Genomic DNA, 15,054 nt, shown 5'->3' with positions numbered 1-15,054 from the left:
TAAAACTCACAAATTGGGCAGTTAAAGAGTTCTGCTGTCTGATACAAGAGGATAAATTGAATTGATAGAACTCACCATAATATAGTTATGTAATATATGGCAAATATGACCGCATTAAGTATTAATGAACCATTGTTTTATATCCCGTTCGATCATACTGGTGTAATTTCTGTTTGTAATAATAAATATGGAAATGAATTAGCATGTATTGTCTCAGATATTTCGGATGATAGAACTTCTTTGAATATAGGTGATTCAGTTTGCATAAAGAGGATTGTTTCTGAGGGTACTGAGTCGGTACATGAGTTTGTTATGCCTGATTTCTCTAACCAGAAAAAGGAGTTTATGAGTGATAAGGGAATATATGGGATGGAAGTCTGTACAGAAAACAATACGATATGTATGCCATTTATAGATGGGGGAGCAGTCACTTTTGTTGTAACCATAAATCAAGGTCAAGTATCTGTTGATGCAGGTTCTATTACTGACGATAATGTATTGTTGGATTTTTATCATTCGAACCTGAATATGGGGGATGAAATTCGTGTAACTTTGAAAAACCTGAATTTTGTTTCATCTCCATTAAGTGAAAGAATTTTTTCGTACCATACTTTATGACCGGTGTTAACTGGTCGTAGATTGTTCATCCCACATAGAATACCGGTATGTTAAAGAAATTGGCTGCACAGACGGCTATATATGGGATCAGTAGTATTATTGCCCGTTTTCTTAATTACTTATTGACCCCCTATCTCACTCGTATTATGACTACGGGTGAGTATGGGGTGGTGACCGATCTCTATGCTCTCATTCCTTTTATCCTGTTATTGCTTACGATGGGGATGGAAACAGGGTATTTTCATTTTGCCGGTAAGGCGGGAACTTCTGAAGAGAAAAGATTGATATTTCAAACCACCTGGGGTATCGTTATATTAGTGAGCCTTCTATTTTTCGGTTTCACCTTATTGTTCTTGCATCCTTTGTCGGTGGTGATGGATTATGCCGGAACTCCGTCGTATCTATTATTGATGGGAAGTATTATAACCGTCGATGCTGTGACGGCCTTACCATTCGCTAAGTTAAGAGAGGAAAATAAAGCATCGGCCTATGTGAAAATCCGGGTCGTTACGATACTGGTCAATCTGTTTTTTTGTATCGTTTTTTATTCTGTGATACCTGGGATTAGAGACCTGCAAAATATCTTCCCGGCAGAATATGGTGCCGGATATTATTTGATATCGAATTTAATCGCTAGCGTGACAGCGGCTTTTATGCTGATTCCTGCCGTCCGGGGAATCCGGCCTCGGATAAAACGGAAATTGCTTCAGCCTTTATTTATCTATTCGTTGCCTTTGCTGATCAGCGGGGTTACGGGTACCGCCAATGAATTTATCGACCGCCAATTTATTAAATATTTGCTGCCGCAAGAGTCGGCAATGAGTACTTTAGGTATTTATGGAGCTGCCCTTAAACTCGGAGGCATTTTGTTGTTGTTTGTGCAAATGTTCCGTTTGGCTGCAGAACCGTTTTTTCTGGCTGATTTTAAAAAGGAAGATTTCTTGAAAGCAAATGCGGAGACGTTAAAATATTTTTTGATCGTTTCTATGTTGTTGTTTTTAATGATTTCCCTTTTCTCCGATTTCTTTGGTTTGATCCTCGGTTCGGATTTTCGGGATGGATTATTTATTATCCCTGTTGTTTTGTTTGCTAATATCGGAAATGGTATAGTCTTTAATCTTTCATTCTGGTATAAGCGGACCGGTAAGACCCGTCTGGCCATTTTGGTCACCGGCAGTGGATTGATTTGCACGATTGTTTTTAATTTATTATTACTTCCACGTCTGGGATATGCCGGAACGGCCTGGGCACATCTGGGAAGCGAATGGATTATGGTGATCGTCAGTTATATTTTGAGCAGAATATATTATCCGGTTCCTTATCCGCTCAAACGTATCCTATTTTATCTTTCAGGCGGTATATTATTCTATTTTTTGGGAGCATGGCAAAAGGATATATCCTGGACAGGAAATATATTGTTCAATCTCTCTTTGATTGTAATCTATACCGGGGTAGTAGTGAAGGTTGAAAAGATTAATATTTCCAGACATCCTTTTTAGTTAAATTATGATCGGAATTCTGGAAGAATAATTTAATATTATATTTGTAATTCAAATATGGGCTGTCGCTGAGAGGGGGATATCGATAAATTTTGATTTCGGATGTAAAATGCTATTTAGAATCTTTTCTTTTTTTATTATTGTCGGGTGTTCGGCTTGCCGGCCTTCGGTTTTGGAATCGGCTCTTGAAAGGGCCGGGGAAAATCGGATAGAACTGGAACGGGTATTGCGTCATTATTCCGAAGAGGATAAAGATAGCCTGAAGTGGGAGGCTGCCCGCTTTTTAATCGAAAATATGCCCGGGCATTTATCTATCGGTGGCGATTCGATCGGGCCTTATTATGCGGCTTTGAATGCGGTGTTCAGTAACGATACTTTGAGAAATTGGCAGGATAGTCTCGATAAGATCCATGAGTATTATAAATCCGGATTGCGTGTACAGGAAGATATAAAGGTGATAAAGTCCGGTTTTCTGATTGCCAATATCGATAGTGCTTTTCGGGTCTGGAGGGAAAAACCCTGGGCTTCACATGTCGGTTTTGATGATTTCTGTGAATACATATTGCCTTATACGGTCGGACAATACCAACCTTTGGAAGATTGGCGGAAAAAATTTGCTACCGGTTATGAAGAACAGATAGACCTCCGGCATCCCCGGCTCAGTCACTCTGCATTTTGGGCTGCAACTTGGGTAAACCGGGAGATCGGGACTCAGATTCGTTTTCAGACCCTCGAACCTTTTTCTAAAATTCCTCTGTTGTTTCCTTCCTTGTTGCCGAAATCCAGGGGAGGGTCTTGCCGGGAGTATGCTTTGATGGGATTGAGTATTATGCGTTCGAAAGGGATTCCTGTCATGATGGATTTTATCCCTCAATGGCCTGTCAGGTCCGGTAGGCATTATTGGAATGTGATGTTGGATAACAGGGGAAAAAATGTAGTTTTTCTGGCTACGGAGAGTGATCCGGGGATGCCTCATAAAGTGGAAGAAAAGTTAGGGAAAGTTTACAGGCAGACTTATGCAATCAACCGTGACCTGGAAAGATTGAACCGGGAGTGTGGCGATGTGCCCGATTTTTTCCAGAATTGTTTTATGAAAGATGTGACAGCCGAATATATGCGCACTTCCGATGTGGAAATCGAAGTTCCCTCTTCGGTGAAATGCTCTGAAAACTATGCTTATCTGACTATTTTCGATAATGAAGATTGGGTACCGGTCGATTGGGCCGGAATACACCGGGGAAAAGCCCTCTTTAAAAATGTAGCCCGTGATATTGTTTATCTGCCTGTTTACTATACTTCCGATGGGCTGAAACCCTTGGCCAGTCCTTTTTTATTGGATACGGACGGGAAGGTAATTGTTCTGAAAGGGGATACGTTGAATCGGCAACAGTTGAAACTCTACCGGAAATATCCTCCTTCTGACAATGCTTATGCTATGGGAAGACGGATTGTAGGAGGAAAAATTCAGGCTGCCAATCGGGCGGACTTCAGCGATTCGGTTACTATCTATCGGGTACCTGAGTGGAAAAGTGCTTATTCCCTGAAGGTTACTACCGATACTGCCTGGCGCTATTGGAGGTATTTGTCTGCCGAAAACGGACTTTGTAATATTGCCGAATTGGTATTTTATCAGAGAGATTCTATGCGCCCTATTGTGGGTGAAATTATAGGGACGGAAGGAAGTTGTTTTAATGATCCTAACCATGTGAAAGAAAAGGTATTCGACGGAGACCCATTGACTTTTTTCGATGCGCCGACTGGAAGTGGTGCCTGGGTGGGGATGGATTTCGGAAAGGAAGTGAACATCGGTAAACTGATTTTTATTCCCCGTACCGATGGAAATATGATCCAATTGGGCGACACTTACGAGTTGTATTGGTGGGGACCGGAGGGATGGCAACTGATTGGCGGACCCCGAATAGCCAGGGATGTCGTTCTGGAGTATCTGGCTCCTTCGAATGCGCTCTATTGGCTTAGGGATGTAAGCCGTGGAAGAGAAGAACGCATTTTTACCTATTCTGACGGGAAACAGATTTTCTGGTAATTCTCATAAGCAGTAATTTCATTTATTGAAAAATTTCCTATAATAAAAAATATTCAGTTACACCATAGTTAGGCTACTGAAAATTGGGCTCAATGTTCGGAAAAATAAGATAATTAGTCGTTTATTTTTGATTTGGGATTGTTATATATTTGAACTAATAAAAATTATTAGAAAAGTATGGAAAAAAATCATTCAATTTATTCTATTTTGTTATTTTGATATCAGGTGTTTTATATACAAATGTATGTTTTTCACAAAATACACCTACAACTTGGCAAGACCGGCTCGAAGCTTTAAAAAATAGCTTCAATGAAGAAAATAGGGGTGATGTGTCGTTTTTGAAACTATTAGGGTATACCTATAAAGGAATAATTGGATCTCAAACTGTTAAATCCGATATAATAGATTCCTTATTATCCTACAATGCTCCTGCTATTTTGCATTTACCTCCCATAGTGATGAGAGATACAGTATCAAGGGGAGATTCCTGTGTCATTCGGGAAAGAATGTTGCCTAAATTTGAAATCATTTCTATTCGTAAGCGATTAGAAATTGCAGAGTCTATAGGAGAAAAAAGTCTGCTCACCTCACTAAGACAACAGCTTGATAATTTAATTCATTTGGATTATGAATATTTGGAATTAGAATGGAGTTATAAAAATAAGCACTTTAAATCATTATGTATTGTATGTATCTAATGAACATGGCGGATTTATTTATGACCCTATCGGTTCAAATATTTTAGACTATACAACAACGACAACAACTAATACTGTAGAACGTTTAAATTCAAAAGAAAATCTTCACTAAAATTTTTAATTTGCTTCACTTGTCGAAGCCTTCTCCAAATACCTTGAGACGGGTGTCTTCAACGGCTGCTGCCTGATGGAGATAGCCGAGATTCTCAGAGTTCGCAATGGGGAGGAATTTGTAGAAGTCCCGACGAAGCCGGAGCCTATTTTCGAAGCCAACACTTCCGGCATGAACCCTGAAAAACTGACATATACCTTAACCCATTTTTTGTATAATGACAAGCAAACCAACATTATCAATAGTTTAAACAAATGATCTCGATTATAATGTGGTGATTTAACTTTACCGAAAAATGACGATTTAAAATTTGCTTATTACATGGTGGTGTAATTATTATAGAATAAACCCCGAAAGTTTTATCTGGCTTTCGGGGTTTATTCTATGTATTATAATTATTCCGACAGGGTTCTTCCGGATCGTCAGAATTCACAGCACTTACGTGAAGTATACCCGGAGGACGGTGATTCTGATTATTAACCAAAGAAACCGATCCCTCGATGAGCTGACTATTCGGTCATTTTTCTCAGCAAAGTTTGCATATCGCATTTTTCTTTGAGTATACCGAAGAGCTGATCGATGGCTACCCGTTCCTGCTGCATGGTGTCGCGGTCACGGATAGTGACGGCATGGTCTTCCAGAGTCTGGTGGTCGACAGTGATACAGAAAGGAGTACCGATAGCGTCCTGACGGCGGTAGCGTTTACCGATAGAGTCTTTCTCGTCGTATTGACAGTTGAAATCGTATTTCAGCAGGTTCATGATTTCCTGCGCTTTTTCAGGCAGCCCGTCTTTCTTCACCAGTGGCATAATGGCCATCTTTACCGGGGCCAGAGCTGCCGGCAGGCGCAGTACGACACGGGAATCCTGTTTGCCGTCTTTGCTCAGGTCTTCTTCGCAATAAGCAGCCGACATAATCTGCAGGAACATCCGGTCTACACCGATAGAGGTTTCGATCACATAAGGCACATAAGATTCGTTCAGTTCGGTATCGAAATATTGAATCTTTTTACCGGAATATTGTTGATGTTGTGATAAGTCGAAATCCGTACGGGAATGAATTCCTTCCACTTCTTTGAAACCGAAGGGGAATTTGAATTCGATATCGGTAGCGGCATTCGCATAATGGGCCAGCTTCTCGTGATCATGAAAACGATAGTTTTCTTCCCCGAATCCCAGGAGCTGATGCCAACGCATACGGGTCGTTTTCCATTTTTTAAACCATTCCAGTTCCGAACCGGGGCGTACAAAGAATTGCATTTCCATCTGTTCGAATTCGCGCATCCGGAAAATAAACTGGCGGGCGACGATTTCATTACGGAAAGCTTTACCGATCTGAGCGATACCAAAAGGCACTTTCATGCGTCCGGTTTTCTGTACATTCAGAAAATTGACGAAGATTCCCTGAGCTGTTTCGGGACGCAGGTAAATTTTGCTGGCTCCTTCTGCGGTAGACCCCATTTCAGTTGCGAACATCAGGTTGAACTGGCGTACTTCGGTCCAGTTGCAGGTGCCGGAGATCGGACAGACGATTTTCTCGTCGAGAATAATCTGACGTACTTCATTCAGGTCATTGGCATTTAAGGCATTGGACATCCGCTCGTGGAGAGCTTCTCTTTTGCGGATGTGTTCCTGAATCTGAGGATTGGTCTCCCGGAATAAGGCTTCGTCGAACTTTTCCCCGAACCTTTTCCGGGCTTTTTCAACGTCTTTCTCGATTTTTTCGTCGTATTTAGCAATCTGATCTTCGATCAGAACGTCTGCCCGGTATCTTTTCTTAGAATCTTTGTTATCGATCAAGGGATCGTTGAATGCATCTACGTGGCCGGAAGCTTTCCAGATGGTCGGATGCATGAAAATGGCAGAGTCGATTCCTACGATATTTTCGTGTAACCGGACCATCGATTCCCACCAATACCGTTTGATATTGTTTTTCAGTTCCACGCCGTTCTGTCCGTAATCATATACAGCTCCCAGTCCGTCGTAAATATCTGAAGACGGAAACACAAACCCATATTCCTTACAATGAGCTACTAATTTTTTGAATACATCTTCCTGTGCCATAATCTTATAAAATGTTGTTTGAGTGACAAAGGTAATGAAATTTTATTCTTCGTGTCCGATTTCTTTCATTGCCTGTGTGACATTTATCGTATAGTCTCCGATTTTCTCACATTCGGAGAAAAGGTCGTTATACAGAATACCCATAGAATATTCGTATCGTTTTTCTTCGATCGCCATCAGGTGTTCCTGTTTCAAAATGGTCCGGTAATCGTTGATGGCTTGTTCGAGTTCATAGGCTTTCTTGGCGTTTACCTGGGTATATTCGGTAGCCAGATTGGCACACATAACGACGATAGATTCATCCACTAAGGCAAACATATGTTTGAGTTTATTGGACAATTCTTCCGGGAAGGTGATTTTCTGTTCGTTACGACGATAAATCGCTTTGGCGACATTTAAAATAGAATCGGCTACACTTTCCACTTCCGATACGATTTTAAACATCGCACGTACCCGCTGGGAGTTTTCGGAGGTTAGTCTGGATTCGGAAACTTTGGTCAGGTAATCGGCAATTTCAACTTCCACCTGGTCACTTTCGTCTTCCATTTTCTGGAGATAATCGAATTCTTTTTCATATTCTCCGGAGGGCATATCGAAAGCCTGGATTGTTTTGTGAAACATTTCCAGCGTACTTTGCCCGTAGAGGGAGATCTCTTGTTTGGCTTGGAAAAGCGAGGCGTCCGGTGTAGATAATAAACCGATTTTGATATGTTTCAAAGTAAAAGTTTCTTCCCCTTTCTTGGGAGGAATAATCCGACTGACAATCCGGGCCAGATATTCGGTAAACCAAATCAGAATAGCCACGTTGATCCCCTTTGCCAAGGTGTTGAAAAGGGATAATACAAGCGGCATGGCGGCATTTATAGAAGCGGTCACTCCGGCCCGGGCTTCCGGTGAGAAAGCTTCGTTCAACAGTTTCGGGTCCGAAAATTTGGGATTATAAGTCGAGAGATGCAGGGTGACACACAAGTCTCCGATGAAGTTCAAAAAAGGGGTAAATATCAGGAATAACCAGATCACTCCGAATACATTGATGATAAAATGGGCTAGGGCTGCCCGTTTGGCTTGTACGTTGGCGACTGCTGCTGCCAGATTGGCGGTAATAGTCGTTCCGATATTTTCACCCATAATCATCGCAGCAGCATCTTCATAACCGATCCAGCCTTTCGAACACATCACCAAAGTTAAAGCAACTGTAGCCGAGGAGGATTGAAATATCGTAGTCAAACCGGCACCGATAAGCAGGAAGATCATCCAGGAACGGAATCCCAGGAAGCTGATTTTTTGTATGAATTCTCCTACTCCGGGAAGAGTGTGCAAATCGGTCGGCATCGATTCCTGCAGAAAACGCAGGGCTAAAAACAACAAACCGAAACCGACGAACATTTCACCCCAGGTTTTGCGGGAACGTTTTTGTGAAAACAATAGGGGCAGTGAACAACCGATAATCGGAAGAGCCAGATCGCTCATGCTGAATTTTCCCAGTCCTAACACCGCAACCAACCAGCTGGTGATGGTTGTGCCGACATTGGCTCCCAAAATAACACCGATAGAGCCGACCAGGTCCAACAATCCGGCGTTGACAAAACTCACGACCATGACTGTCGTTGCCGAAGAACTTTGTATCAGGGCTGTAATAAATAAGCCGGTAAGTACACCCGTAACACGATTGGAAGTCATGGCTGTCAATATCTGCCTCATTTTGTTGCCAGCCAGTTTCTGAAGAGATTCACTCATTAGTTTCATTCCATAAAGGAATACACCAAGCGATCCGATGAGCTTCAGTACATCAAAGATTCCATAATCCATTTTTGCATTTTTTAAGATTCCGAATTTTGCGACTGTAAAAATAGGAAACTCATTCAGATTACGAAAATATTACGAACTTATATTTTTAAGATTTTTAGGAAAGAATTAAACAATACGCAGGAATAAGACCGTTTTTGCCGGTGTGTTCCCTAAACTTTTCCCGAAAAGGGAGGATAAATATTCCGAATATTTTCCGAGGATTCACTATTGGGTATAATAAAATGTTTTCATATCATTGTTAAATAGATAAGTATTAATTTAAAAATGATGAAAAAATTGTATTTAGTATTAATGGTGATCTCACTATTTTCCATTTCTTGTTCAAAAAACATATCGGATGACACTTCAGAAATAATGGAGTACGATAAGTTGTTTTCCAAATATGGATGGGAGAATGTGGAAAAATGTGAAAGACAAGTCAGTAGTCAAAAATTTGAAAGCTATAACTTCGTTTGAAGAGCTAGAAAAAGTGTTGAAATATATTCAGAATATGCAATCTGAAAATATTAGAACACTAGTTTCTGAACAATTTGACATGTTACCTCGTTTAAAGTCAACTAATGAAAGTGGTGGGCAAAGGATTGTTAAAATCTCTGGTTTGAATTCTGATGGACGGGTAGATGTTTTTTGGGATATCACTGTACCTGCTGTAACTAATAGTGCTTTTTACAATACGGGGTTTTGGGATACTTTTATTGGTTATAATCATTTAAGTGGTAGTGCTTATAAATCAGGGAATAAGATAAATTTTACGGCTAATGGAGAAATTATTCTTAAAATTATCTGGCAAGGAGTAGAATTGAAAAGATTACCTACGAATAGTAGTGGGTATTATGATACTAATCAAAAAATATACGGGTAATTAATCAAAAAAAGCTGTCTGCAAACGCAGACAGCTTCCTTGTATTGAACCATTTTTTATTACATCATTCCCGGCATTCCGCCACCCATGGCAGGAGCGGCAGGTTCATCTTTTTTCTCTTCCACCAATACACATTCGGTAGTCAGGAACATTCCGGCGATAGAAGCTGCATTTTCCAAGGCTACCCGGGTTACTTTCTTCGGATCGATCACACCGGCTTTCTTCAAATCTTCATAGATATCTTTCCGGGCGTTGTATCCGAAATCGCCTTTGCCTTCACGTACTTTGTTGACAACGACAGCTCCTTCGACACCGGCATTATAAGCAATCTGACGTAACGGTTCTTCGATAGCCCGTTTGATGATTTCGATACCGGTAGTTTCGTCTTCGGTTTCTCCTTTCAGACCTTCCAGGGCTGCTTGTGCGCGGATGTAAGCGACACCACCTCCCGGTACGATACCTTCTTCGCTGGCTGCACGGGTGGCATGCAGGGCATCGTCGATCCGGTCTTTCTTTTCTTTCATTTCAACTTCAGAAGCTGCTCCGACATACAGGACGGCAACACCACCTGACAATTTTGCCAGACGTTCTTTCAGTTTTTCTTTATCATAGTCGGAAGTCGAATTTTCAATCAATTTCTTGATCTGCTCGATTCTCTCCTGAATAAATTCTTTTTTACCGGCCCCTTTGACAATCGTCGTATTTTCTTTGTCGATGCTTATTTTGTCTGCACGACCCAACATATCGATAGTCAGGTTTTCCAGTTTCATTCCTTTGTCTTCCGAAGCGACAACACCTCCGGTCAGGATAGCGATATCTTCCAGCATTTCTTTCCGGCGGTCACCGAATCCCGGAGCTTTTACTGCTGCAATCTTCAAAGAACCTCTCAAACGGTTGACCACCAAAGTAGCCAATGCTTCGCTTTCGACATCCTCGGCGATGATCAACAAGGCACGACCTGATTGTGCTACCGGTTCCAGAACCGGAAGTAATTCCTTCATAGAAGAAATCTTCTTGTCATAAAGCAGGATATAAGGATTTTCGAATTCGCAGATCATCTTCTCACTGTCGGTTACGAAATAAGGAGAAATATATCCACGGTCGAATTGCATACCACCGACCGTTTTTACCTCTGTCTCGGTTCCTTTGGCTTCTTCAACGGTAATTACTCCTTCGATGCCGACTTTTTCCATTGCTTCGGCGATCAGGTTACCGATCGTTTCGTCGCCATTGGCAGAGATACGACCTACCTGACGGATTTTTTCAAAGTTGTTACCTACTTCTTCTTTTTGTCCTTCAAGATGTTTTACGACAGCAGCAACTGCCTTTTCAATACCTCTTTTCAATTCCATCGGATTAGCTCCGGCAGTAACGTTTTTCAACCCTACATTGATGATACTTTGGGCCAGGATAGTAGCGGTAGTCGTACCGTCTCCGGCATCATCTCCGGTTTTAGAAGCAACTTCTTTTACCATCTGTGCTCCGATATTTGCATACGGATCGGCTAGTTCGATTTCCTTAGCTACGCTGACACCGTCTTTGGTGATATGGGGAGCTCCGAATTTCTTTTCGATGACTACATTCCGGCCTTTCGGTCCCAGAGTTACTTTTACTGCATTTGCCAGCTCATCTACCCCTTTTTTCATCAGGTCACGAGCTTCGATATTGAATTTTATTTCTTTTGCCATAACAAATTAGTTTTAGATTTTAATTTTTGGGATTACTTACAATTTACAATTAAAGAATTGCAAGGATATCACTTTGGTTCATGACCAGATACTTCTTGTCGTCAATATGAACTTCTGTACCGGAATATTTTCCGAATAAAACAGTATCGCCTGCTTTTACTTCCATCGGTTCGTCTGCTTTACCTTTACCAGTTGCGATAACTGTACCTTTCTGGGGTTTTTCTTGTGCTGTGTCGGGGATGATGATCCCTCCTTTAGTTACAGTTTCTGCTTCAACAGGCTCAACAATTACCTTGTTAAGTACGGTCTTCAGTGTCATAATGTTAAAAATTTAAAAGTTTATAATATGATTTTATTTTCAAATTAATACGCAATATTTCAACGTCGTTGTAAGGTTGAATGTTACAACATTTCCTTCTTATCATATTTTGTGCCAAAAAAAATACGACAGAAAGGAAGAGGAGGAAAGAAAATGTAAATCATTGAAAAATAGAGGAAAAATGATAAAAGATAAAAAATAGGGGAAAAAAGGGTTTGGCAGAAAAGCAAAAAAAATGTCAGTATGACTGACATACTGACATTCTATTTTAAGTTTTAATGGAATTATTCTCCGGGTGTTGCAGCTCCTGTTTCCTGGGCATTTTCGCCGGCTCCCGGATTGGTCGGGAAAGTCGGGATGGTTTGTTGCTGAACAGGCTGAGCTTCGATTTGTTCCTGGATAGCAGATTTTACTGCATTTTCTCCTCTGGGGATAAAAAAGGTGGCCAATACACACAGGATCATCATTCCTCCGGCTAACGTCCAGGTTGCTTTTTCAAGAAAATCGGTCGTTTTTCTTACTCCCATGATTTGGTTAGAAGAAGCAAATGAAGAAGCCAAGCCTCCGCCTTTGGAGTTTTGTACCAATACAATCAATATCAATAAAACGCAGATAATGAATATCAAAACAGAAATTGCCGTATACATAATTACTCTTTATTATTAATGTTCTCTTTTATTTTTTCGATTCGGTCTGCAAAGTAAACACTTTTTTCCGGATATTTCAAACTTAATTTTATATAAGTTGAGATTGCTTTTTCGTACAGATGTTGTTTGACATATATTTTTGCCAGTGTTTCGCTGAATAATTCCTCTTGGATATAAGGATTTTCTTTAGATAGATCCCTGTTATCCGTCGAGGCCGAAGTTATTTTGGGCATGATGGGTTCAGACTGAATAAAACGCTCGATGAGATCGTCTTTTTTCTTTCGGGATTTCCGGGATTCTTTCTCTGTTATGACGGTTTCTTCGGTATGAGGCTGGTCGGTCAGCCGGTATCCGCCACTGATGATTTCGGGAGTATCGAGAGAGACCGATGGTTTTTCTTCCTGTGCATCCGCTATTTCTTCGTCCAGATCGACATCGATAGAGAAATTATTTTCAGGACGGGGGGCTTCATCTACGATGCCCTGTATTCCGCTCAGATCGATGGGCTGGATGGGGGAGGCATACGGGGTGGCAGAATGGTTCGCTTCGGACCTATCCTCTTGGGTAGAGTTGGAATAATCGTCGATTATTCCCGGTACATCGTCCAGTCGGATAGGGTTGGAAATGATTTCTTTCTCATCGTTTTCCGGCCGTTTTCTTCCCTTTTGCTGGAGATTGAATTGTATGATGTCTTCTTCGCATCCGGTAGTTGTCTCTTCGGTAGTCTGACAGACCGGAATACCCTGGCTGTGAACGACGGTATGACCATGGATTTCGCGGATACGTTCGTCGACAATATGACTCAGCGAATTTTTAGGGGTTGCCGTACCGGAACCCAAGGGTTCGAAACCGATCTGATTGTTCAGGTACCTGAAAAATTGCTTATGATCCGTAAGATGGACGGTCGAAGCTTTTAGTTCGCTGCGAAATCTGACACCTCCCAGAAGATATAAAGCTTTTAAATATAGAATACGAGCCGTCTGAAAATAAGGATAACGTTCTACGAGTGTATGTAATTCCCGTAGATCGTCATTGTTGATTTTTTCAGGATGACGTATAAATTCTATGATTTTTTCACTTTTCATTCTTCTGCCGATCGATTACCAGTTGACGAGTGCCTTATTATATATGTCGTCGATAATCTTATCCAGGATTTCTATAATCAAGCTCTCCTCTATGGAATTGAAATCAGCGTCGGTCGAGTAATCGGCATAGTTGGAAAACGTAGAAGAGAAATCGTATTTATCGTCTTTCGTATTCGTATACTTTACTTTGATTCCGATCGTCAGCCGGTTGGAGGCTGCGATTTCATCTTTTTGGATATCGATGGGCCGTTGGCTGTACTCGGTGATCTGGCCTTCGAAACGAATATCTCCGTTGTTATCGGTCAATTGACTCAAGCCTGTTTTGGAACGCATGTAATCTGTCAGTTTCTCGGTAAACAGCGAACTTAGATAAGGTACTACCAGAGGAGCCTTATTCGGGAAATAATCCACGGAAAAGGTCTTTACGTCAGGACTGATGGAAGCTCCTGTCGTGGAATAACTTACTTTATAAAGCTTACAAGAATTGCAACAAAGTACTGCGGCAAACAATAGAATTAAAAAATTGATTTTTCCCATAGATCATTCTCCTGATATTTGAATACAAATGTACATGAAATTTTTCAGATAATCCACAGGTGAGTAAAAATGAATAAATCCCAGGTTACTGCCTTCTCTGTGGTTCGCATCGATGATGGGTATGCTAAAATCGTATCGGAAAAGCTAATATGGTTGGAGAAGAAGTACAGGAGAAGGTATTAAAATATCCGGTTTTCTGTTTGAGGTAACAATTCAATTTATAACTTTGAACGAAATTTGCTTGAACATTGTGAGAAAACGTAGTGTTTTTTTATGGAATATTCAAAAAGAGACGATGAGATATGCCGGTTATTGTCTACAGGAGATCCCAAAGGAATGGATTTGTTGTTCAATACCTATTATAGCCGGTTGGTTGTGTGGGCAGATACTTTTTTGAAAGACATACAATTGGCTGAGGGTGTTGTTCAGGAATTTTTTATCGCCCTTTGGGAAAAAAGGAAACAGAAAGAACTGACAGCCCCCTTTTTGACTTCTTTTCTATATGTATCTGTAAGAAATCGTTGCTTAAATAAACTTGAAAAACAGGATATTTTTCATAATACTACCGATTTGCAGGAGGTACACCTGGCATTTGAAGAATATAATGAAAAACATGACCGGATTCTGACTCAGGTTTTGCAGGAAATGGAAAACCTGCCGCCTCGTAGCCGGGTTATTATGGAAGAGGTATTTATTCACAATATGAAATATCGGGAGGTGGCGGAAAAATACAATGTTTCCATTTCAACCGTAAAAACCTTATTGGGAAATGCTGTCCGGAAATTGCGGGAACGATTGGACAAAGAAAAATTTGCCGGTTTTTTATTCTTTTTTTGCAAGAAAAAATCTTTTTGTCAGATCTTTTAATTTTTTTTGATTTTCCATTAGACCTTTTTCCATTTTTCCGGTACTAATACATGAAAACAAGATTGTAGCATGGAAAAAGGACCATTGGATAAACAAACCGAAGAATTATTAACCGCTTATTTCCGGGGAGAACTGGAAGGCCTGGAGCTACAAAGGGTAGAAGCATGGCTGGCGGAATCGGAAGAACACCGGCAGCAGTACCGCCG

13 protein-coding genes are annotated in these 15,054 nt (G+C 40.9%); 6 read left to right on the top strand and 7 right to left on the bottom strand.

Features of this window, described 5'->3' with window-relative positions:
• The first annotated feature begins 96 nt into the window (after window positions 1-96).
• The 4 genes from WS42_RS12590 (at window position 97) to WS42_RS15630 (ending at window position 4,859) form a co-directional block, all read left to right on the top strand.
• A complete protein-coding gene (locus WS42_RS12590) occupies window positions 97-618 on the top strand; it encodes a hypothetical protein (protein WP_046451188.1) in 522 nt (173 codons plus the stop codon).
• Window positions 619-665: 47 nt separating this feature from the next.
• On the top strand, window positions 666-2,117 hold the full coding sequence (locus WS42_RS12585) for an oligosaccharide flippase family protein (RefSeq protein WP_046451187.1): 1,452 nt from the start codon (window positions 666-668) through the stop codon (window positions 2,115-2,117).
• A 109-nt stretch (window positions 2,118-2,226) separates the two neighbouring features.
• Window positions 2,227-4,161, top strand: a complete 1,935-nt coding sequence (locus WS42_RS12580; protein ID WP_013612567.1) for a discoidin domain-containing protein — start codon at window positions 2,227-2,229, stop codon at window positions 4,159-4,161.
• A gap of 215 nt (window positions 4,162-4,376) precedes the next feature.
• On the top strand, window positions 4,377-4,859 hold the full coding sequence (locus tag WS42_RS15630; protein WP_113028485.1) for a hypothetical protein: 483 nt from the start codon (window positions 4,377-4,379) through the stop codon (window positions 4,857-4,859).
• 621 nt (window positions 4,860-5,480) lie between these two features.
• Here the strand turns inward: WS42_RS15630 and WS42_RS12570 are convergent.
• Window positions 5,481-7,034 carry a glycine--tRNA ligase gene (locus tag WS42_RS12570; RefSeq protein ID WP_013612565.1) on the bottom strand — a complete coding sequence of 518 codons (1,554 nt, stop codon included), beginning with the start codon at window positions 7,032-7,034 and terminating at the stop codon, window positions 5,481-5,483.
• A gap of 42 nt (window positions 7,035-7,076) precedes the next feature.
• Window positions 7,077-8,843, bottom strand: coding sequence for a Na/Pi cotransporter family protein (locus WS42_RS12565; protein WP_013612564.1), 1,767 nt, complete (start codon window positions 8,841-8,843; stop codon window positions 7,077-7,079).
• A 382-nt stretch (window positions 8,844-9,225) separates the two neighbouring features.
• Here WS42_RS12565 and WS42_RS12560 point away from each other — a divergent pair, with 382 nt between their 5' ends.
• On the top strand, window positions 9,226-9,705 hold the full coding sequence (locus WS42_RS12560) for a hypothetical protein (protein ID WP_046451185.1): 480 nt from the start codon (window positions 9,226-9,228) through the stop codon (window positions 9,703-9,705).
• A gap of 59 nt (window positions 9,706-9,764) precedes the next feature.
• Here the strand turns inward: WS42_RS12560 and groL are convergent, their stop codons facing one another.
• The 5 genes from groL to WS42_RS12535 form a co-directional block, all read right to left on the bottom strand.
• Complete coding sequence (gene groL, locus WS42_RS12555; RefSeq protein ID WP_013612562.1) at window positions 9,765-11,393, bottom strand: chaperonin GroEL; 1,629 nt, start codon at window positions 11,391-11,393, stop codon at window positions 9,765-9,767.
• A gap of 49 nt (window positions 11,394-11,442) precedes the next feature.
• Entirely contained in the window at window positions 11,443-11,712 is a 270-nt protein-coding gene (locus tag WS42_RS12550; protein ID WP_013612561.1) for a co-chaperone GroES, read from the bottom strand.
• A gap of 284 nt (window positions 11,713-11,996) precedes the next feature.
• Window positions 11,997-12,359: a preprotein translocase subunit SecG gene (gene secG / locus WS42_RS12545; protein ID WP_013612560.1), complete on the bottom strand. Its 363-nt coding sequence runs from the start codon at window positions 12,357-12,359 to the stop codon at window positions 11,997-11,999.
• Between the two features lie 2 nt (window positions 12,360-12,361).
• A complete protein-coding gene (locus WS42_RS15625; RefSeq protein ID WP_087395267.1) occupies window positions 12,362-13,444 on the bottom strand; it encodes a DUF8458 domain-containing protein in 1,083 nt (360 codons plus the stop codon).
• Window positions 13,445-13,459: 15 nt separating this feature from the next.
• A complete protein-coding gene (locus tag WS42_RS12535) occupies window positions 13,460-13,981 on the bottom strand; it encodes an LptE family protein (RefSeq protein WP_022160166.1) in 522 nt (173 codons plus the stop codon).
• Window positions 13,982-14,254: 273 nt separating this feature from the next.
• On the opposite strand from WS42_RS12535, the gene WS42_RS12530 reads away from it, so the two are divergent.
• A complete protein-coding gene (locus WS42_RS12530; protein ID WP_022160165.1) occupies window positions 14,255-14,848 on the top strand; it encodes a sigma-70 family RNA polymerase sigma factor in 594 nt (197 codons plus the stop codon).
• The last annotated feature ends 206 nt before the right edge of the window (window positions 14,849-15,054 follow it).

Source organism: Odoribacter sp. N54.MGS-14, from assembly GCF_000980295.1.
Classification (GTDB): Bacteria; Bacteroidota; Bacteroidia; order Bacteroidales; family Marinifilaceae; genus Odoribacter; species Odoribacter splanchnicus.
The sequence above is the reverse complement of the archived record's forward strand: the minus strand, read 5'-3'. Positions and strand labels throughout refer to the sequence as shown.

Coding starts and splice junctions, on each gene's coding strand:
- groL (WP_013612562.1), bottom strand. CDS start 11,393: ATGGCAAAAGAAATAAAATTCAATATCGAAGCTCGTGACCTGATGAAA.
- WS42_RS12580 (WP_013612567.1), top strand. CDS start 2,227: ATGCTATTTAGAATCTTTTCTTTTTTTATTATTGTCGGGTGTTCGGCT.
- WS42_RS12550 (WP_013612561.1), bottom strand. CDS start 11,712: ATGACACTGAAGACCGTACTTAACAAGGTAATTGTTGAGCCTGTTGAA.
- WS42_RS15625 (WP_087395267.1), bottom strand. CDS start 13,444: ATGAAAAGTGAAAAAATCATAGAATTTATACGTCATCCTGAAAAAATC.
- WS42_RS12590 (WP_046451188.1), top strand. CDS start 97: ATGGCAAATATGACCGCATTAAGTATTAATGAACCATTGTTTTATATC.
- WS42_RS12565 (WP_013612564.1), bottom strand. CDS start 8,843: ATGGATTATGGAATCTTTGATGTACTGAAGCTCATCGGATCGCTTGGT.
- WS42_RS12585 (WP_046451187.1), top strand. CDS start 666: ATGTTAAAGAAATTGGCTGCACAGACGGCTATATATGGGATCAGTAGT.
- WS42_RS12560 (WP_046451185.1), top strand. CDS start 9,226: ATGGATGGGAGAATGTGGAAAAATGTGAAAGACAAGTCAGTAGTCAAA.
- secG (WP_013612560.1), bottom strand. CDS start 12,359: ATGTATACGGCAATTTCTGTTTTGATATTCATTATCTGCGTTTTATTG.
- WS42_RS12535 (WP_022160166.1), bottom strand. CDS start 13,981: ATGGGAAAAATCAATTTTTTAATTCTATTGTTTGCCGCAGTACTTTGT.
- WS42_RS12530 (WP_022160165.1), top strand. CDS start 14,255: ATGGAATATTCAAAAAGAGACGATGAGATATGCCGGTTATTGTCTACA.
- WS42_RS12570 (WP_013612565.1), bottom strand. CDS start 7,034: ATGGCACAGGAAGATGTATTCAAAAAATTAGTAGCTCATTGTAAGGAA.